The 19,207-nt window shown below is 64.3% G+C and carries 12 protein-coding genes; 5 read left to right on the top strand and 7 right to left on the bottom strand.

Annotation, left to right across the window (positions count from 1 at the left end; genetic code table 11):
* Nucleotides 1-171: 171 nt before the first annotated feature.
* The 6 genes from FFT10_RS23115 to FFT10_RS23090 all read right to left on the bottom strand — a co-directional run bounded on the left by FFT10_RS23115 (nt 172) and on the right by FFT10_RS23090 (nt 11,323).
* Nucleotides 172-4,485 carry a tetratricopeptide repeat protein gene (locus tag FFT10_RS23115; RefSeq protein WP_137735239.1) on the bottom strand — a complete coding sequence of 1,438 codons (4,314 nt, stop codon included), beginning with the start codon at nt 4,483-4,485 and terminating at the stop codon, nt 172-174.
* Nucleotides 4,486-4,939: 454 nt separating this feature from the next.
* Nucleotides 4,940-7,672: an AAA family ATPase gene (locus FFT10_RS23110; protein ID WP_137735238.1), complete on the bottom strand. Its 2,733-nt coding sequence runs from the start codon at nt 7,670-7,672 to the stop codon at nt 4,940-4,942.
* The gene (locus FFT10_RS23105) at nt 7,669-8,832 is read right to left on the bottom strand and encodes a metallophosphoesterase family protein (RefSeq protein ID WP_137735278.1); all 1,164 of its coding nucleotides are present in this window, start codon (nt 8,830-8,832) and stop codon (nt 7,669-7,671) included. Before FFT10_RS23105 ends, FFT10_RS23110 begins: the two co-directional genes overlap by 4 nt.
* Before the next feature lie 118 nt (nt 8,833-8,950).
* Nucleotides 8,951-9,412 carry an HU family DNA-binding protein gene (locus tag FFT10_RS23100; protein ID WP_137735237.1) on the bottom strand — a complete coding sequence of 154 codons (462 nt, stop codon included), beginning with the start codon at nt 9,410-9,412 and terminating at the stop codon, nt 8,951-8,953.
* A 99-nt stretch (nt 9,413-9,511) separates the two neighbouring features.
* Nucleotides 9,512-9,970: a DUF1016 N-terminal domain-containing protein gene (locus FFT10_RS23095; protein WP_137735236.1), complete on the bottom strand. Its 459-nt coding sequence runs from the start codon at nt 9,968-9,970 to the stop codon at nt 9,512-9,514.
* A 33-nt stretch (nt 9,971-10,003) separates the two neighbouring features.
* Nucleotides 10,004-11,323: a replication initiation protein gene (locus FFT10_RS23090; RefSeq protein ID WP_137735235.1), complete on the bottom strand. Its 1,320-nt coding sequence runs from the start codon at nt 11,321-11,323 to the stop codon at nt 10,004-10,006.
* A gap of 703 nt (nt 11,324-12,026) precedes the next feature.
* Between FFT10_RS23090 and FFT10_RS23085 the strand changes: the two genes are divergently transcribed.
* From FFT10_RS23085 to FFT10_RS23065, 5 genes are all read left to right on the top strand, one after another.
* Nucleotides 12,027-13,295: an AAA family ATPase gene (locus tag FFT10_RS23085; protein WP_194150909.1), complete on the top strand. Its 1,269-nt coding sequence runs from the start codon at nt 12,027-12,029 to the stop codon at nt 13,293-13,295.
* On the top strand, nt 13,295-14,320 hold the full coding sequence (locus tag FFT10_RS23080; protein WP_137735234.1) for a ParB/RepB/Spo0J family partition protein: 1,026 nt from the start codon (nt 13,295-13,297) through the stop codon (nt 14,318-14,320). Before FFT10_RS23085 ends, FFT10_RS23080 begins: the two co-directional genes overlap by 1 nt.
* 845 nt (nt 14,321-15,165) lie before the next feature.
* Complete coding sequence (locus FFT10_RS23075) at nt 15,166-15,522, top strand: DUF7673 family protein (protein ID WP_228027265.1); 357 nt, start codon at nt 15,166-15,168, stop codon at nt 15,520-15,522.
* Between the two features lie 15 nt (nt 15,523-15,537).
* Nucleotides 15,538-16,206: an HD domain-containing protein gene (locus FFT10_RS23070; protein WP_137735233.1), complete on the top strand. Its 669-nt coding sequence runs from the start codon at nt 15,538-15,540 to the stop codon at nt 16,204-16,206.
* Nucleotides 16,203-18,350, top strand: coding sequence for a site-specific integrase (locus tag FFT10_RS23065; RefSeq protein ID WP_228027264.1), 2,148 nt, complete (start codon nt 16,203-16,205; stop codon nt 18,348-18,350). The genes FFT10_RS23070 and FFT10_RS23065 overlap by 4 nt, the downstream gene beginning before the upstream one ends.
* Before the next feature lie 209 nt (nt 18,351-18,559).
* Here FFT10_RS23065 and FFT10_RS23060 read toward each other — a convergent pair whose 3' ends face one another.
* Nucleotides 18,560-19,138 carry a VOC family protein gene (locus FFT10_RS23060; protein ID WP_228027263.1) on the bottom strand — a complete coding sequence of 193 codons (579 nt, stop codon included), beginning with the start codon at nt 19,136-19,138 and terminating at the stop codon, nt 18,560-18,562.
* Between the last annotated feature and the right edge of the window lie 69 nt (nt 19,139-19,207).

The raw sequence follows: 19,207 nt of genomic DNA, 5'->3' as shown, positions 1-19,207 counted from the left end.
ATGCAAAGTCAAGCGGTCGTGCGACCTCTCGCGCCCGGGCAAGTTCTCAATGAATGCTGCTTTGCGGCGCGAACCGGGAGTACCACACAAGCTAACAAGGACCCACCAGGGTCCTTGTCCCTATTCGAGCCCGCCAGTCCGCCCGCTCTCATTCGATCGACAGACGCCTGCTCAACCGTCTCCCAGCGTCACCCCTTCCGACTCCTTTGGCATGCCATACAGCAACACAGGAGTCTTGGTCACAAAGTGCGTGATCAGCCGCACGGGCCTATCCTCGACGGGCTTCTTTGCCCACATTGCGCCTTCCTGGGCGGCCCTGGCCAAGAAGCGGAACTGCGCCTCAATCTCGGCGTCCTGGTAGCGGGTCAGCGGGGGATAAGGTGGCCGCCACTCTGGCTCCAACAGAGCCTGGAAGACCTCGAGCATCTCGCGCATCGTCTCTGGCGTCGCGTCCTTGTGCCTCATGACGCCTTCCATCAGATGCCTAACCACCTCGCCCAACGCCAGCAGCCTCATGCCTTGCATAGCGGCCAGCCCGATGAAGGACTTCACGATTCCATAGGTGCTCTCAAAGTGCACACTCGGCTTGGCTAAGTACGCCTTGAGCCGTACTACGCCATGGCGCACCCAGGGCGTGCTCTGCTGGAACAAGACCCAAAGGTCTGCTGGCGTCAACGGAACGAATGAGCGGTTTGACAGCAGCAATCGCAGCGCGCTCAATGAGTACCGCTGCCTAGTCAACACCCCCTTCTCTGCCGCGTGCTGTAGCAGCACCTGTGGCCATACGCCCCTCACCTGAACCTGGTCAGCAATCTGCCTGAGCCGAAGATCGGTCGTGATGAGGCACAACCCTCGCTCAAGTGCTGCGTCGAGTACTGACAGTTCTTCTGGAGACAGGATGCGCTCGACCCGGTCGAGGAACTTCGGCCTGTGCTCGGGGCCGTAGGCGGGGACGACCGTGCAGTAGTTCTCCAGAGCGTCGATTGCAGCCTGGGCCTGGCTGCGCGCATGCTCCCTTCCCTCGGGCGTCACCTCGACAAAGCGCATCTGCCCGTTATCGTCCAGCAGGCGACCCTCTGGGCCCTTTTCCCGAAGCTCTTCGAGCTTGTGGCGCAGAGTGCCCTCGGTCTCGGTGGTGGCGTACACCTCACCGAGCGCCGAGAGCGCATCAGTCGCGTCGAGGAGCACCAGCTCAGTGAGCGTTGGTGCATCGATAAGGTAGGCGTTGTCCGGGTTCGAAAGGACCGCGCGAGCTTTCTCGAGTTCTTCTGCGTTTCCATCACAGACGTAGAGCGGTCCGTCATCGAGGCCGGTCATCCAGCCCTTGACGATGTCCACGGCGTTGTTGCCCATCAAGCGTCCAAGGCCGCCTAGCGTGAAGGGCAACTCCTGGTAGCTCTTGAGCGCCTCGCGTATGCGCTGACTTTGGCGCTTGAGCGTCTCGTGAACCGCCGAGAAGTCGGCCTCGCCATCCGGCTCCTTGCGCACCTGGACCATCCACAGGTTCGGCACCGGCTCAACGCTGGACTCGACCTGGGCATGGGCGAGCGCCAATTGGCGCGCATACGCAGAGCCCAGTGACAGCACGCGGTACACCCGCGGGCCACCGAACCCGGTCTCAATCCGGACTTCGTCCCCAACAGCGCGGCCCAAGAACTCCTGGACTGACGCGTCGCCAGCTGGCTTGAATTCAGTGTCTGGGGGAAGGCCAGGCAACTCTTGCGGGTCCACCGTGAGATGGACGGCACCCGAAGGGCCTTCTAGCGTGACGTGGACAGCAGGTGCGACTACGTTCGGCGCCTCGTGAAGCTCGGCAATCGGCTCGTTGTAGGCAAGGTAGGCCATCATCAGAGCGGACGCCGACTCGATCTTGGCCGCGTTCAGGCGCCTCATCTGGTAGAGACGCTGCACCGCCTTGCCCTGCAGGCCCAGACGCAACTCCAGGAACGCGAGCTGAGAGACTTGTTGAATGGACCCGCTCAGTCCTAGGGGTGCTCTGCCAATGAACTCCTTGAGGTCCGCCGCTGGAAGGTCCCGGCTGCCCACCATGTACTTGAAGAGCCAACTGCCAATGTCGTCGGGCTTGCGTGCGAACTGAGCGTCGGCCAGACGTGTCAGCAGCGGCCAGTCGCCTGCATCGCGCGCGATCTCGATCGCAAGGGAGCGCAGGTCGTCGTTGTTGACCCAGCCGTCGGGGAGGCGTTCGAGGACCTCCTTAGCCTTTCGGCGATCGCCTGAGCGCAGCAAGCTGTGGAGAAGCCGCGCGTGCAGCTCTCCCGCTCCCTCTGAAGGCAAAACCGACTGGTAGAACTTGGTAGCCCTTTTGAAGTCCTTGAGGTCCGAGTAGAGGTCAGCCAGGAGCAGCCGCACCTCGGCGGGCGGCTTCTTGCCTGCCAACTGTCGAACACGCGCGAGCGCTGCCTCGCTCTTGTGCTTGTCGCTTGGCCGTGCCAAACGGGCGACAGCGGCGAGCAGCGCAATGCTGTTGGACTCCTCGACCACGAATCCTTGCAGCTCTTGGGCAACCTCGGCGCGCTTCTTGGCGTTCCACATGGCGAGCCACTTGGTGGCATGCAGGACCTCCTTGACGTCGGGCTCAATGTCTTCTCGCGGCAGCGTCCGCTCGAAGATCTGCTGCGCGACCTTAGCTTCTCCGCGGTTGGCTGCAACTTGCGCCAAGGCCACGAGGCCGCCATCTTGCAGGTACGAGAGGTTTTCGACACCAAGTGCGAACATCGCCTGCACTTGGTCGGTGTCATGCAGGGCCTCAAGCTCGACACGGACGAGCTCCGAACGAGAGCGCTGGTTGGTGCGAGCCTCCTTGGCAACTTCAAGTGCCTCGGTCGGATTGCCCTGCAGCAAGTACACAGCCGCCAGGTTGGAGGCGACGACCGACACCGCCTCGTCGGCCTGGATAGCCCAGAGCCGCTCGGCGCGAGGCTCCAGGGAGTCGCTCACCGCCTTAAGCATCCGCTTGTGCTCGGCCGTGAGCACTCGGAGGGCAACGTGGACGTTGTTCTGGGCCACGAGGTCCAGAACGTGTGCGAGAGCCGCCGCCCGAACGTAGAAGCCCGGCTTATCGGCTGTCAGCGAACGCAGAGAGACGTCAGCAGCCTCTTGAAGGCGGCTAGCCTTGTGCAGGCCAGCCGCGATGAGCTGCAGGGCGTCCGCGCTGTTGCGGTGAGCAGCAGGGATGCTGCTCTCATCCGGGATCAGGCCGCCGATGATCTCGGCGTTCGCGGTGGCGGTCCAAACGAAGATGGACTCCGGGAAGCGCTCGCGGGCAAGGCGGCCGGCTTCTAGTGCCTCTGAGAGCTTGTTTGCAAGTAGCAGTCCCCGAACCTTGGCAGCAGCGTTTCGCTCGTCGTCAGGGAAGATCTCTGCCGCCTTGAGGAAGTCACGCGCCGCGTTAGCCGTAGCCCCTGTGTGCCAGTGGCAGGTGCCTTGCAGGAGGTGCCAGCGAGACTTCTGGTAGTCATCGAACTCAGGAAGGTACGGTTCCAAGCCTGCAAGCCGGACCAGGGCGTCTTGATATAGAAACGCCTTGATGCGGTCATTCGCACCTTCGAGTTCGGTGGTGGCCCAGCGATTGGCGGAGTCTTGCCGTGCTTCGCCGAGCGCTACGCTGTCCATGAGCGGCGTACTGGCGGCACCCACGGAGGCCCTGAAAGCAAGGCCGTCGTCCAAGGGCTTGCGGTCCGCTGGGACTGCGGCAGGCGGGATCTCGATGGCTTCACCGCCGGCTTGGCTGTTTCGATGCCGCTCGAAATCCGCGACCAGCTGTGCCGAGTCCAACTGGCTGCGTAAGGTGAGCCGGGTGACAGTTGCTGCCTGCTCATTGAGCCGCTCGCAAGCCGTGATGAGGGTTCTCCAGACGTTGGCTGGCCCTCCGTGGCGGTGTTTGCCGAGCGCCCAGCCTATCTCCTTGATGAGGTTGTTGACGTCGGCTGAGTCGTCGGTCGCGAGGCGGTGTTCCAGGAACCAAAGATGCCGACAAAAGCCATACAGGTCGTCGTCCGATAGCGTCGCTCCGGTTTCCTGCTCAACGACCTTGCGTATGGCGGCAAGAGCCTCGCGCTGGTCACTTGAGCTGTAGCCCTCCGAGAGAGCGGCTCTCAGGAAGTCTGCTGAGTTGGCCGCCGCCCGAGCCTTCGCACACACCTGGGAGGCCGCGTGAACGGTGCCGGTCCCAGAGTCGCGGGAGTAGACGATGACGATTCGGTCGACGTCTTGCCTGAACTGCGCTCCGCCGTCGTAGTCGTGCCAGGCGTCGGTGATCGAGTCCTTGAAGGGGGCGTCAGAGACACGAGCCTTCAAGGTGAGCTTGACTTGCATGGCAACCTTGAAAGTGCTGCCGTCGTCGCGCTCCACCGTGCAGATGAGGTCGTCAGTGTTGAAGCCGTGGATTCGGCCCTGGAACCTCAGCTCGGTGATCTGGCTGTGCGCCAGGAAGCGCGAGTCGTCACCGCTCAGCAGTGCGAGCAAATAGCTCGCCTGCACGCGCGACTCGAAGTGGCCCCCCTCCCCAGAGGTGGACACTGGGCTCGAGAGGTTCTTTGGGCCTTTTCGGTTTGCCATCCTGCAGCTGCGCATTGTCACGCATGCCGCAGTCGCCCCAGCCGCTTATCCGGTGCGCTTTGAGGTGCAGCCGGGCGTCAACCTTCAGATTCGTTTTGTGTCTTCAGCGGTCACTGATGGCGGGCGCCGTCGAATGGCCGGTTCCGGAAGGCGCCGGTACTCGCTCTTGCGGAACGAATGACCGGCTTCAGTCTAAAGCGGGTACCCGGCTTCTACCAGTCAGTGCTGATAGGCGGACCCGGTGTCATACTGGGCTGCGGGAGTGTTCTGAACCGCAGGGCGTGGACCAACCTATTCGGTCCGCGATCAGACCCTTTGGCGCCAGCTCTACAGAGGACTGGCAAAGGCAAGACGGTAAAGACTAAAGGTCTTCGGCCGTGATCTTCTTCGTCGTGCGCGTGGTAGGTGCAACCGAGGACGTCACGAGCGACCGCAGTTCACGCGGCCTCGCACCCAGCGCTGTCCAGCGCTCGGGCTGGCAGGTAAACAGCAGGACTTGGTGGCGCTGTGCCGCATCGAACAGAACCCGCTGCATCCGATCCAGCCGTTCGTGGTCGCTGTGTACGAGCGCATCATCCAGGATGATCAAGGTCGGCTTCCCGGCCTCCTGCAAGAGGTCCGCGTAGGCCAGTCGACTGATGAGCCCGAGCTGCTCCTGGGCGCCGAAGCTCAATTGCTCGAACTCGGCATCGTCGTGCCCAAGGCCGCGCGACAGCGCTCCCGGCGTCAGGTCTTCTTGTAGGGCAAGCCGGCCATTGGGGAACAGCAGCCGCAGGTAGTGCTCCAGCCGCCGCTGTAGCGGCGCCTGCAGCCGGCGCGTCAGGGCTTGGCGCTTGTCCTCCATGCGCTGCACCAGCAGTTGCAAGGCCTGCGCGCGAAGCTGCAGTTCGGCGTGGCGCCGGGAAAGGTGATCGCGTTCCGCCAGCAGCTTTGCGCGGCGTTCTTCGAGCCCCTGGGCTCCGGCTTGATCCAATGCACCCTCGATGCTGGAGATCTGGTTCGCCCGCTGCTGGAACGCCTGGAGGGCGCTGTCCATGCTCGCTTTCAGGCGCTGGACCTCCAAATGAAGCGCGTCGATCTGCGACGTCTGGAGCTGGGACTCGAGATCGGCGATCGCGGCCCGGTTCTCTTGCAGTCGCGCCGTCGTGGTCGCCAAGTCCGCCTGAATCGCGGTCTCCCGCCCGCTGCGTTCGGCTTCGCCGATGGCGACACGGACCCGAGCCAACTCAGTGGCCGCCGCTTGTTCCTTGGCCTGCGCACGCGCCAGCGCTTGCGCTGCTTCGCTGTGGCGCGTGTTGACCTCCTGTTGGGCCGCATGGGCGCCCTGCAGAGCTTGGCGCGCCGCAACCAGGTCGATCGTCCGAGCGTTGGTGGCCACCGATGCGGCCGCATCGGGGGCATGCTCCGGCGCCGGCGGCAGAGCGCCCAGCTGGTGGGCTGCCGTGTCGGAGATCGCCTGCGCGCTGGCCAGTTCAGTGCGGAGATGGTCCAGCCCCTTGGGCGCGGAGGCCTTCAGCACCTGGATCGCCGTCATGAGCTGCGCCTGGGCACTGCGATGCCGATCGGCGCGTGCGTGTGCCTCCTCGACGGACACCACCCCGATGCGTCGCAGCACGGCATCGCGCAATGCCTGCGACTTCTCGATCTTGCCCGCCAGGTCGTTGATCGCGTTCGCACCTGGAACGACTCCGATCGTGCCAACGCCTTCGATCTCGATCGCGGTCGACGCAACCACGCGGTGCTCACTCTGGCCGTCGACCGGTCGACCGTTCAAGGTGACCTTGATGTCGGGCATGAGAGCGAGGTTGATCGTCGTTGCCGCAGCGCGCTGCATGGCCGCGAGATCCCGCAGTTCGTCGACATGCTTGGCAAGATCCTTGAGATCGTCCTCCTTGACCGCGTTCGCTGCGACCTCGGCCTTGTGGCGCTCGACCGCCTCGGCTTGGCCGGCTGCCTGATCGACAACCCTGGCCAAGCGCTGTTGTTGCGCCGCTGCATCTGCCAGGCGCTGCGTCAACGTCGCGCGCTGGTTCTCGACCTCGGCACTGTCCACCGCCCGTGCCGCTGCCTCCACCTCGTTGGCCACCTGCCCGCGGCGCCGCTCCCAGATCGCCGCGGCAGACTGCGCCGCGTCCATCTCGGCCTTCGCTGCTTGATGGTCTAGTTCGCGCTGCAGACCGCTGGCGCGCTGGTTGGCGTAGCCTGCCAGCTGCTGCGACAACACCTCGGATGTTGTCGCGAGCGTGCGCTCGGCTTCCTGTATGTCCTTGAGCCGCTGCGCCAGTTGCCGCGCTGCGGCAAGTGCGGCCTTCGCCGCTTCATGCTGGACGCCAAGTGCCTCCCAGGGTTTTTTGGTGCTGTCAGAAGCATGCGCCGCACGCAGGGACGCCAGCCGGTCGACGTTGGACTGGTAGGTCGCGATCTGGTCGTCCAGCACCTCGATCTGCTCGTCCGCGGTCTCCAGCTTGGAGATCGTTTCGGCGTATTGACCTCTCGCTTTGCCGGTCTCCGGCGTTAATAGCAGCCCGCGCTCTGCGCGCAGTCTTGTCAGGACGTCATCGCCGGCCGTGCTGGCAACGGTGCTGACGGTGGACTCCAAGGCCGTGCGCAGGTGGTCACGTGCGTACCCGACCGGGTCGGCGACGCTTTGGCCGTCACCCTGCTGGACCCAGAGCAGCCCCGGTATGCCCCAGTTCGAGGCCTTCGACGCCCCTTTGCCGGCGAAGCTGAAGCCGAGCATCGCCGCTACAGCGTCCTCCGCCGCCTCGCCGTCGTACTGCTTACCGCCGGCGCTGTAGGCGCACCGCTTCTTGTGGAAGAACGATTTGGACAGCACATGCGGCTGGCCGCCGACGTCGAACTGCAGCTCGATGGTGGGCGAGCATGTGCTCGCGGTCTCTCCACGGGGCAACAGGTCTTCAATCACCAGGGAGCGATGTCGTTCCAGGAAGGCCGCGCGGATCGCGCGCACCACCGTGCTCTTGCCGGCTTCGTTGGGCCCGAAGAAGAGGTTGAGGCCCGGGTCGAAGTCGGGCACATCCAGCGTTCCGCGGAACTGTCGGACCTGCGACACGCGAAGACGGGTCAACTTCATGGTGCAGCGGCCGTGGAGGAGCCAACGGAACCGGATGAAGCACCGACGGTTGACGACGCCAGTGCGCCACAAAGGATCGTTAGCGCCTCCCGAGCCACGCGGGCATCCGCATCGGCCGCGCCGTCTGCTTGGGCGGCGCGCAACTCTTCGATCACCTCAGACAGGTAGCCATCCGCCTTCAACGAAGCGATGTCTTCGGCCGTCGGCATCAGCCGCAGGTCGGAGACGTCCCAGGACAGGCTTCGCATCTCGGCTTGGGCGCGCCCCATTGCATCCAGAAGGCGACGCTGACCGGCGAGGTCAGAACGACCCGAGACCCGCACCTGTCCGATGTCGTCGCGCGCGAAGGTTGCGAGTCGCGCACAGAGCAGATCGATGTCGGAGTCGACCGCGACCGCATGCTCGATCTCATGCCAGCGGTAACGTCCCACTCGCACCGCCTCCACCGTCGGGATGACGCCTGGCTGCAAATCGACGATGAGGCAGTAGCCGGGCTGATTGCCTCGGAAGCGATCCTGCTCCGGAGTACCGCTGTAGGAACAGCGATGGTTGACGCGCTTATGTCCGTGCCAGTCGCCCAGTGCCAGGTAGTCCAGCCGCGCCGTCTCACACCGGCTTGACGAAATCGGGTTGGCCGAGTCGATGTCCTCGGCCAGGATGCCCTCGACGCTTCCGTGGGCCAAGCCGATACGCAACCAGCCGGGCGGCGTCTCGACGCCGTCGAAGAACTCGGTGGTGTCGTTGTAGGTGTGCCGCTGAGTCAGCGGTGCAGCCAGCACAGCCGTCTGGCACGCGGGCAGACCGACGACACCGGGCTCAAGCATCACCCGCACATTCGGCGGGATGGCATTCAGCCGCTGAGCGCGCGTCCACACGCTTTCTGCGAGCGCTGCGTCGTGGTTGCCGGGGATGAGTACCCACGTTCCCACATAGCCGGCCATCGCGCCGAACAGTTGGCGAATCACCCTGTCCGGAACCGTCTGCAGGTCGAAGACGTCGCCCGCGACCAGCACCGCGTCCACCTGGCGCTCACTCGCCAAAGCCGCCATCCGAGCGACCACATGGATGCGCTCCTCAGCGATGGCGGGAGCGTCGACAGAATCAAACTGGCGGTAGACCCGGCCGACCTGTAGGTCCGCGGTGTGCATGAATCTAGGCATCTTCAGATGATGTGAGGGGAGCCTTCGATCATGGCTGAACATGCGCGCCAGCTTGGCGGAACGCGCGAAGGCCGAAGGCGCCGGGTGTTGCGATGTGGCGCGGCGCCCCTCTGTCGCGTTACAGCGCGGCGTCCTTCAGCTTCTTCAGCGCGCGAGTCTTGATCTTGGTCGTCGCCGGCTTCGCGGCAAACATGCGCTCTTGGCCAGTGAACGGGTCCTTGCCCAAGCGCTTCTTCTTGGCCGGCACGCTTTGCGCCGTGATCTTCAGCAGGCCGGGCAGCGTGAACTCGCCAAGTCCCTTCTTGTGGATGGAGGCGAGGATGGTCGCCTCCAGCGCACCCATCACGGCCTTGACGGCTTTCAACTCCACCGCTGCAACTTCAGCCACTTGGGCCAGCAGGCTGGTCTTGTTGAAGGCGGTCTTGATCGGCTTCAGCGGCGCTGGCCCAGACTTGCCCGCGGTCTTGCTGGCGACTGACTTGGCGCCCACGACCTTCTTGACAGGGGCCTTGGCGGGCGCGGCGGCCTTCACGGACCTCTTGGCAGCGGGGGCAGATACAGATTTCTTGGCAGTGGCCATGGTTATTGGGAGCGCCATCGAAGCGCCAGATCAATGTTGTGAAAGGGACGCGCATGCTAGCGCGCAGCTGCAGCGTGGTCCCTGTTTGCGCTGACAGGGTCAGCTGGATGCCATGCCGTCGCGCGTGAGTCTGGGCGCTTGCCGGCCAGCAACCTCCTGCAGACATCCTGCGTCACGCATGGTCCTCCGCGTCAGGCAGGCGCCGAACGCCTGCACAAACTGGACCATGCGCGTGAGCTCGCTGTGGCTGAACCCGCGGCCATAGTCCGCTGTCAATTCTCGTGACACCGTCACAAGAATCTGCTTGCCATAGGCGGCGCGCCCGCCTTGCAGGTGCTCACTGGCCAGGCGCCGCCCCATGCGCCAGCACAGCAAGGTCTGGGTGGAATAGGCAGCTATCGCGATCCGCTGGCGGGCCGACTGGACGAGGGTGCGCAGGTCGCCCAACAGCGCGGTCTCGTCGATGACGGCCGGCAACTGTGCCGCAGACCCAGGCGCAACCGTTCGGGTCTTCGACTGGGCCAGCTTGGCCTTGGGCCGCTCGCTCGACTTCGTCACGACTGGATTGCCTTTGTTTGGACAGCCTGCAGCCTAGCGGCCGCCTCGCTGCGCTGCGATAGCGAGCAACTCTTGCGAGGTGGGCTTGTCCCAGTCCGGACCCTTGAAAAACCGAATCAGCTCCCCCGCCACCATCGGATGCTTCCATCCACTGGTTTCGAGACGCTTCCGGATTGACGGGTGGGCACCACGTTCGTACAGGTGGGTGCGAAGGCGCTCGACCCACTTGGCCTGCTCGTCAGTGGACAAGGCATCAAACTCCTCCAGAACCATGGCACGACGCCTACTGATCCACTCAGCCGTCCAGCCTTCAAGCGCAGCGGTCGCCGTCGCAGCAGTCACTTCTGCGGGCTTGCCCGTTTCCACCTGCTTCTTTGCTGCAGCGGCGGAACTTGACTCGAGCAACGCCCGCAAGTACCGGCTGGGATCGCGCAGCGGCTCCGGGAACTCACTGGCGACACGCTTCTGGAGGGCGTCGAGCGCTGTCGCCATCGCTTCGTTTCCATGTGAGTGGATCAAGGCTTCGGCGTCTTCGGTGCGCACGCCCATGGCCGTTGCTCGCACCACCTGCGACAGGTCAATCGGTACCGGAGGGTGTCGCAGCGGCAAGGCCTCTTGTTGCTTCTTCAGCACCTTGAACTGGATGTCGGAGATGAAACGCCCTGCCTTGTGTTCGATCAGCTCGACTTCAAGATCCGTGACCGCGTTGACTTCAGCGATGGCGAGCTTCAAAACATCGCGCTTGAAGAAGCGGTACTCCTGCTTGGCAGAGTCCTCTGTGTCCGGGCTGCCGGTCAAGACGGGCCGCCACCAAGGCCAGGGCTGCCTTGCCGTCTGGCCGACATCCTTGTAGCGCGAGCAGATCTCGTAGAGAACCACGCCGGAGTGCCGCCTCAACTGCGAAATGACGTCCAGGCGAAGACGGGCAAAGCGCTGCGGCTCCAACAGCTCATGCTTGATGTTCGGGGCAAAGGACCATTCAACCCAGTTTTCGCCACCTTGCTTGTAGACCTTGGCGTGCGCCAGCAGGCCAGCCACATTCCATGCATCGCCCTCCCCTGCTGTTGGCGACTGCCACTCCACCGTCGTGCTGACCATCGCGCGCAGGTGCTGCTTCACGATCTCGCGAGCGTTGGAATTGAAGTCGACTCCGCGGAGGATGTCCTTCAGCGGCGAGCGGTAAACCTCCTGGTCGATGCCCTGCTCTTGCGCGATGTACAGCAGCACGTTGTAGGCCTTGCGTGCCAGCACGGTGATCTTGCTGGACTTGGTCGGGACAATGGCCAGCGTGTTGACCGGCTTTCTCAGCGGGTTCTCGGCAGACTCTGAGGCCTTTGAAGCCACCCGGTTCATGTGAAAGCGTCCATTCCGGCATCGTAGCGTGAAAGCCCGGACTCACGCGAACATGAGGCGCCTAAAACATCTCACCTAGAAGTCGTTCTTACGTCTCTTGGTGCTGGAGAAGGTACGCATCAGCTACCCAAAAGTCCTCACGCTGGCTGCTGCGCTCGGTCGCCTAGAACCTCTCACGTGTTGACTGAACGCACTGGCCACCCCGATGCGCCTTCGCAACTTCGCAGGAGGCGGCGCCCAAAGTCCTCCGCCGGCCAGGCCTTTGGCTTTCGGTGCCCGGCGAACAACCAAAACATCTCACGTCGTTGACCTGGGTTCGGTCCTGACGGTGCCAAACGTGAGCTTTGTCCCGTCGGAGCCTGGCTGCCTGCAGCCACTCACGTGAGGTCCTAGTGCGCCTCACGCAGGCCCCTGTGTCCCCTCACGGGGAGACCTAAAAGCTCTCACGCAAAGTCCTATATCCCCTCACCTAGAACGCCATAACCCTTTGATTTCAAGGAAGAAAGCGTGCCTTAAAGGTATTGAAGGGATTTGAAGGGCTAGAACCTATTGAATCCCGGGGCATGGGAGTTGAGAAGAAAAGACAGCCGCCCAACCCGCCGAGACTGAGTGCCGACCAACTCCAGGCTGATTGCTTGACGCTTTCTAATCCGCTCGCCTGAAAATCGTAAAGCACCCGGTAGACTTCGATCAGGAGAACATCATGTCAAGACTCAGTATCAAGGCGCCCGCTCCGATAGGACTGGCAGACATCGCAGATCAGGCAGCGCACTCAGTAGAGATGATGTCGCAGATTCGAGCTGCGATGCTGTCGCCCACGACCACCAAGGCGGCACCTGCATGGAACCTTAGCCAGCTGGCCCAGCTGTTGGGCATCGAGAAGGGTTCCTTGACGCATCGCATGGGGCGAGGAGATCTTCCTGCAGGAACACTGAATGACACCGGTAACCGGCGGCAGTTCAGCCTGGCCGAAGTAAGGGCGTGGGTCAGGGCGTACCGCAGCGACAGCCTGCGGCCAGCTGGCGCAGAGGCAGTCACGATCAGCATCGCCAACTTCAAGGGTGGAGTCGGCAAAACGACGAGCGCAATCACCTTGGCGCAAGGCCTGTCACTGCTCGGTCACCGGGTGTTGGTCATCGACACCGACCCGCAGGGCTCGCTGACAACCTTGTTCGGAATCTTGCCCGACGCTGAGGTGGAGGAGCAGGACACGATCCTCCCGCTCGTCATGGGGGCTGAGACATCCATCCGGTACGCAATCAGGCCGACCTACTGGGATGGGATCGATCTCGTGCCGGCGTCTCCCCTGCTGTTTGGAGCGGAGTTCGCGCTTCCGGCCCGGCAGACAAAGGAAGAAGGGTTCGAGTTCTGGAACGTCTTGAACTACGGCATCGACGACGTGCGGCCCGACTACGACGTGATCGTCATCGATACCCCCCCTGCCCTTTCGTACACGACCATCAATGCGCTCTTGGCGAGCAACGGGATCATCATGCCGTTGCCGCCCAGCACCCTGGACTTCGCATCCGCCGCGCAGTTCTGGTCGCTGTTCTCTGATCTGACGACCCAGCTTCTGACCAATCGGGGTCACGACAAGCAGTTCGATTTCATGAACATCTTGCTCAGCCGTGTCGACAGTTCTGACGCAACTGGGGCCATCGTCAAGCAGTGGATTCAGAGCACGTATGCCAGTCGTGTGACAGTGCTGCCGATGGAAATTCCGAAGTCGGCGGTCACGGCATCAGCGACGGTTGAGTTCGGAACCGTCTACGACATCGTCAAGTACGACGGCAATGCGCGTACGTTCAAGCGGGCCAGAGATGCCTACGACTTGATGGTCGGGTACATCGAGACTTCGATCCAGGCCGTTTGGCGTCGGCAGCTGGAAAACAGTGGGGTTGACTCGGCTGCGGTTGGTCGTAGCGGTAAGGTGTTGAACCGTTCAACACCAGGCGAGGGGAGGGCTGCCTGATGGCGCGGAAGATCTTTGAAAAGGCGGGGTTGATCCCCGGTTTGCAGCCCGGCGCGAAGCCGGCACCTGAGGCCGCCCCAGCGTCGGAGCAACCCAAACCCAAAACCGCGCCTGGGACCATGATGGGCTTCCTGACTGCGCAGTCAGGTGCCGTTCAGGAGGCTGAGGCGCTGCGAGCTAGGGTGAAAGCGCTTGAAGAGGAAAGCCCGATCCGCAAGCTGGACCCAGCGACCATCAAGCCATCACGGTGGGCGAACCGCCATGAGGCTTCGTTCCGGACGGATGACTTTGAGGCGCTGAAGGCGGAAATCGCTGCTGCGGGCGGGAATGTGCAGCCTGTGAAGGTTCGGCCGATGGGGGTGTTGAACGGTTCAACACCCGAAGCCGGTGCGGCCTTCGAACTGATCTACGGGCATCGGCGACACCGGGCCTGTGCAGAGTTGGGCATCCCGGTTTCAGCGATTGTGGAAGAGGCGACCGACCTGAGCCTGTTCGAGCAGATGGAGCGCGAGAACCGCGGCAGGCAGAACCTTTCCGCTTGGGAGCAGGGCGTGATGTACCGGAGGGCCCTCGATGAGGGGCTCTACAGCTCGCTGCGTCGGCTGTCCGACGGGCTTGGGGTGGATTTGTCGCTCGTGTCAAAGAGCATCGCCTTGGCGCGCCTGCCAGACGCCGTGATCGCAGCGTTCCGCAGCCCGCTCGACATCCAGTTCCGCTGGGCTGCGCCGTTGACTGAGGCCATGCAGAAGGACCCCGACGGGACGTTGTCCCGTGCACGCGCCATTGGTGAGACTCGCGGAGACCTCGCGCCCTCGGCAATCTTGGCAAGGTTGCTCGGCCAGCCCGAGCCAGCTGGTGCTGAATCCAAGCAGCAGGCGCTCACGATCTCGAGGGCTGGCAAAGTGGTTGCGAAGCTGACCACTGACACGAAGGGGAGGGCACTGATACGGTTTGAGGCTGGAGCCCTTCCCGACGCGAAGCGAAGAGGTCTGGTGAAGGCTCTGGAGGACTTTCTCAAGACCTGAGCGTCCGTTCTGCGGCTGGCTGGAATCATGGTGCCGCGCTACCGGAAGCAATCGGCTGAATGGTCAGCTGGCTGCCCTGTGGGAAGTGCCTGACGCGATTCCAGGGGGGCAGTTGTACTTGACCGGAGCCCGTACCGCAAGGACCGCCATGTGGGCTGCGTCCTGCGTATCGTGTCCTTCGGCGCGAGTCCATGAATGGGCAGAGCAGCGGGCGCAAGAACTTCAGCGCCTGGGAGCGGGGCCGCATGCATCACGAAGCCATCCGCCAAGGCGTGTACCCAGCCCGTGGCCCGTCTCGGACAGCCTGCGCGTCAACCTGGCGGGCGCATCGCGCGCGGCATAGCCGGTCAAGCTGCCACCCGAAGTGGCTGCCCCAGCTACTGTCCCGGCTGAAATTGCAAGAGCGCCGGGCCAAACCGCTGGCAGACGCCATCCAGCAGGATCAGCAGGGCCTGCCGCACTGGGCGCGCAGCCTGGCGGGCAGCCTGGCGGGCAGACCATCCAACCGGGCTGCGGCCGATGTCTCTGCCAACCTGATCGGCGAGCCGCCAGTGCAGAAAGCAATTGAGTTGACCCGTACGCCTCACGATCAGTCAGCGCAAGCTGGCCTCGTTGCCGGCAGAGGCATCCGGCCGCCTGGACCTGATTAAGCTCTTGAAGCCATTCCCGGCCGGCTGGGGTCAATTGTCTGGGCGAGAAGGCCTTCCGACAGCCCGAAGCTGTCCAGCGTCGACAGCAATGCAATACATGATAAGTATCCTTATCATTATGCTCAGAAACAGGTGACAAATCGACCTTCTCCGGGAGACAATCGGCCAAGTGCTTGATCCGTAAGGAGAACTGCCGTGGCCGGTCCGCTCGACATCAACGACGACATGCAGCGCATGGTGCTGCGCAAGGGCGAGGCCACCGCGAAGGGCGGCCACGCCTTCCAGCGGCTGCTGCAGCTCGCCGAAACCCGCGACTCCGGCCAGGTCCGGCGCGTCGCACTGTTCATCGCCGCGACCTACAACGGCGAGGCCTTCCCCTTCGATCTGTTCGAGCTGCGCGCGGTCGATGAAGCGATCAGCGACGACATGCTGCTGTGCATCGACGCGCTGCGCCGGGGCCAGTCCGATCTGCACAGCCTGGTGCCGGATGGCGACCGGCGGGTGAGGGCGGTGATCGAGCAGTGGGGCCTGAAGTGGCCCGAGGCGCAGTGACCGCTGGCCACCTCGGTGACTGACACCTACCCGGACCCGCTTGACGACGCCGCGCTCGGCGCGACGTGGGCTGCGGCCTGGTCGGCGCTCGGCCGGCCGGCTCCAGCGGGCCTGCAGGCCGAACTGATGACGGCCTGGTCCGAGCCGCAGCGGCACTATCACGATCAACGGCACCTGCGCGAGTGCCTGGCGCTGTGGACGAGGTGGCGCGAGCACAGCCCGCGCGCCGGCGAGGTCGCGATCGCGCTCTGGTTCCACGACGCCATCTACGACCCGCCGGCGCCCGTGTCGGGAAGCAACGAACTGAACAGCGCCGCGTGGGCGGCCCGGTCGCTTGTGCGCGCCGGCGCCGACAGCGACACCGCGCAGCGCGTCCACGATCTGGTGATGGCTACGCAGCACGACGCGTCGGCCGCGCTGGGGTCGAGCCCCGACGCTCAGCTGCTCGTCGACATCGACCTCTCCATCCTCGGCAGTCCGGCCGAACGCTTCGAACGCTACGACCAGGACGTGCGCAAGGAGTACGCGTGGGTACCCGGCTTCCGCTATCAGGAGGCGAGGGCGCAGGTCCTGCAGAGCTTCCTCGATCGGCCGCAGCTGTACTACGGCGAGCACGCGGTCGAGCCGCTCGAAGCCCAAGCCCGCATCAACCTGGCCGCCGCGTTGTCGCGGCTCGCGCAATGAACGCGCGCGACGACAAGGCGCTGGCCAGCCCGAGCCCGACGCGGCCGAAGGCCGCACGGGCAGGGCAGGGCGCTCGTGCCCCGGCACCACTGTTCGGGACCTCCACCAGAACGCCGACGCGCAGCCTTGCGCCGGTCAGCGCCGCACGGAAGCGCAAGCTGCATGTCGGCCACTTCGCGTTCATGCGCTCGGTGGTTCAGGGCCTCGATCCCCGAGAAAGCTGGGAGCGCTACTTCCGCGTCGAAGGCGAGGCCACTGACCAGCGCACCGTGCGCGCCACCATCGCCTGGATCCGCGACGAGTTCGCCGCAGCCGCGAAGCGCGAAGACCGCTTCGGCACCGCGCGCCTGGTGCGCATCGACGCCACCCGCATCGCCGACCCGTCGCTCGAACTGCCCAGCCTCGAAGCCTTCGCCGAAGCGCATGGACTCGAAGACGAGCGTCAGGCCGACCAGATCGCCGCCTACGAAGCCGAGTACGGCCGCGCGACGCAGCGGCTGCGCCGGCGCGCCCGACTGATCGCGCGCCAGCTCGAAGCGCTGCGCTGGCTCGAAAGCCTGGTCGCCCAGTCGCCGAAGGCCGGCGACTCCGTCGCCGCCTGGTTGAACCCGACGCTCGCCAGCCATCTCGAAGCCGCCGACATCTTCACACTCGCGCAGCTGGTTGAGCGCATCAACGGCGTCGGACGGCGGTGGCACGCCGGCATCAAGGCGATGGGGGAGGGCAAGGCCCTGCGCATCGTCGAGTGGCTTCGCGAGCATCAGGACAGCATCGCGCTGCAGCTCGGCCGCCATGTGGCGATGCCGCGCAGCAAGCTCTACGCGCAGGAGTTGCAGGCCGTGGTCCTACCGGCGACCGACATCCGACCGCTTGAGAAGTTCATCGTGCCGGCCGAGCTCGACGGCAGTCAAGGCCTGTACCGGCGCCCGCAGGCGCAGTGCCTGCTGAAGGCCACCAACGACTACCAGGCCATCCTCGCCTGGCTGCGCTCCAAGCACGGCCTCACCCCCGAGCAGAAGGCGCACCTCAAGGCGCGCCGGCGCCAGCGGGACACCGGCGTCGAGCAGGGTATTGACTGGCTGCAGGCGCTGTCGAACACCCAGCGCGCCTACCGCAAGGAAGCCGAGCGCTTCCTGCTCTGGGCGATCACGCACAAGGGGAAGGCCTTGTCCTCGATGAGCAACGAGGACTGCATCGAGTATCGGGAATTCCTAGCCGACCCGCAGCCGCGCAGCCGCTGGTGTGGCGACCGCGGGCGTGAGCGCTGGTCGCCGCTGTGGCGACCGTTCGAGGGGCCGCTGTCGGCGTCGGCGCAGCGGCATGCGGTGACGATCCTGAAGAACCTCTATGGCTTCCTCGTCGACCAGAACTACTTGATGGGCAACCCGTGGTCGGCGGTCGGTGTGCCGCGGACCTCGGGGCCGAAAGTGAATGCTGGGCGGAGCTTTAGCCTGGCACAGTGGCAGTTCATCGAGGGGCAGCTGAAGATGCTGCCGGCGACCTCGGCGAATCAGCGGCTGACTTTTGGGTTGCACCTGCTCTATGCGACCGGGCTGCGGTTGTCGGAAGTGGTGGCCGCAACAGTCGATGACCTGCAGTGGGTTGAGTACCCGGCGGATGCCTCGGACGATCAGCCCATGGAAGGCTGGTTGCTGCGGGTGATCGGCAAGGGGCAGAAGGAACGTGAAGTGCCGCTGCCGGCCGATGTCGTGAGCGAGCTGGCCAGGTACCTGGTTTCGCGGGGGCTTGATGCCGACCCGGAGGACATCGGTAACCAAGGGGCGTTCTTACTCGGCAAGGCGAGCGATGCCGCGGAGCGCGCGCCGGGGCTGAGCACTGGGCAGGTGATCGACCCGAGCCAAGGCATCGCCGCGACGACGTTCTACGACCAGATCAAGAGGTTCTTCGAGGACTGCGCCGGGGTGCTGCGAGGGCAGGGTGACGCGCGAGGCGCGGCGCAATTCACCAAGGCCAGCACGCACTGGATGCGGCACTCGCACGCGAGCCATGCAATCGCTAGCGGAATGCCCATCGAGATCGCGCAGCAGAACCTCGGGCATGCATCGCTGGCCACCACGACGGTCTACGTCACGACCGAGAAGCGCCGTCGAATGAAGGCTGTAGATGCTTTCTGGAAGAGATAGCGCAAGCTATTCGACGGGTCGGCGTGTGACCGGTTTCCGGCAGCGTGGCGCGAAATCTGGACAGCTGGAAACGACCCAAAGGGGCCGGCCGGACTTCTCCAAAGCTGCCCTACCCCTGGAACGACCTCCATCGGGATCCGCTTCCGCGAAGCAGCCGTTCGTGGCCACCGGGACCCGGCCAGAAGCGCACTTAGAACTTGACGGCAGGATCAGCGCGCGCGAACAGCGTTCGGCGGCTGCATGAACTCGATGGTCGCGCCGTCAGGGCCAACGACGTAGATCACCCGTGTTCCAGCCCGCACGCCACCCGCGATCGGCTGAGGCGTGCCTTGTGCCTTCCAGCCATAGATGGCGATCCGCGCCAAGACCGCGTCGATGTCATTGACCACGAGGGCGAGATGCGCGAAGCCCGGGTCGAACGGCTTGGCCGGTGCGCTTGGCCGATCTACGCCCCGATACTCCAGGAGTTCGATCGTCTGATCTGCCAGCGACACGATTGCGGTGCGGACCTCCGCCCCATGCGCACCCGTCACTTGGCCGAGGAACTCGCCCCCCATCTCGCCCGTGCGCACGAGCCGCGCCCCAAGCCCATCAAGCCAAAACCGAAGCGCCTCATCGAGGGAGGCGACCGCGAAGCCTACATGGTCGGCACAGCGCACCTGGATACTTGCATGCTCGCTCATACGGACGATCGTAACGGCAAAGGGCTGTTCGTCTGCTACGGTTCGGCCAGCGCCGATCAGGCGCGCGATCGCAATGCCGGAAAGCTGACCCACAACTTCGGCCACCGAATACCTCCCGTCCGCGGCCGGCGGTGGTCGACCCGTTGCAAAACTTCATTGGCCGTGCTGGATCGG

Source organism: Pseudaquabacterium pictum, from assembly GCF_005403045.1.
Taxonomy (GTDB): Bacteria; Pseudomonadota; Gammaproteobacteria; order Burkholderiales; family Burkholderiaceae_C; genus Pseudaquabacterium; species Pseudaquabacterium pictum.
This window is presented reverse-complemented; position numbering and strand designations above follow the sequence as displayed.

Coding starts and splice junctions, on each gene's coding strand:
- FFT10_RS23065 (WP_228027264.1), top strand. CDS start 16,203: ATGAACGCGCGCGACGACAAGGCGCTGGCCAGCCCGAGCCCGACGCGG.
- FFT10_RS23090 (WP_137735235.1), bottom strand. CDS start 11,323: ATGAACCGGGTGGCTTCAAAGGCCTCAGAGTCTGCCGAGAACCCGCTG.
- FFT10_RS23105 (WP_137735278.1), bottom strand. CDS start 8,832: ATGCCTAGATTCATGCACACCGCGGACCTACAGGTCGGCCGGGTCTAC.
- FFT10_RS23080 (WP_137735234.1), top strand. CDS start 13,295: ATGGCGCGGAAGATCTTTGAAAAGGCGGGGTTGATCCCCGGTTTGCAG.
- FFT10_RS23110 (WP_137735238.1), bottom strand. CDS start 7,672: ATGAAGTTGACCCGTCTTCGCGTGTCGCAGGTCCGACAGTTCCGCGGA.
- FFT10_RS23085 (WP_194150909.1), top strand. CDS start 12,027: ATGTCAAGACTCAGTATCAAGGCGCCCGCTCCGATAGGACTGGCAGAC.
- FFT10_RS23100 (WP_137735237.1), bottom strand. CDS start 9,412: ATGGCCACTGCCAAGAAATCTGTATCTGCCCCCGCTGCCAAGAGGTCC.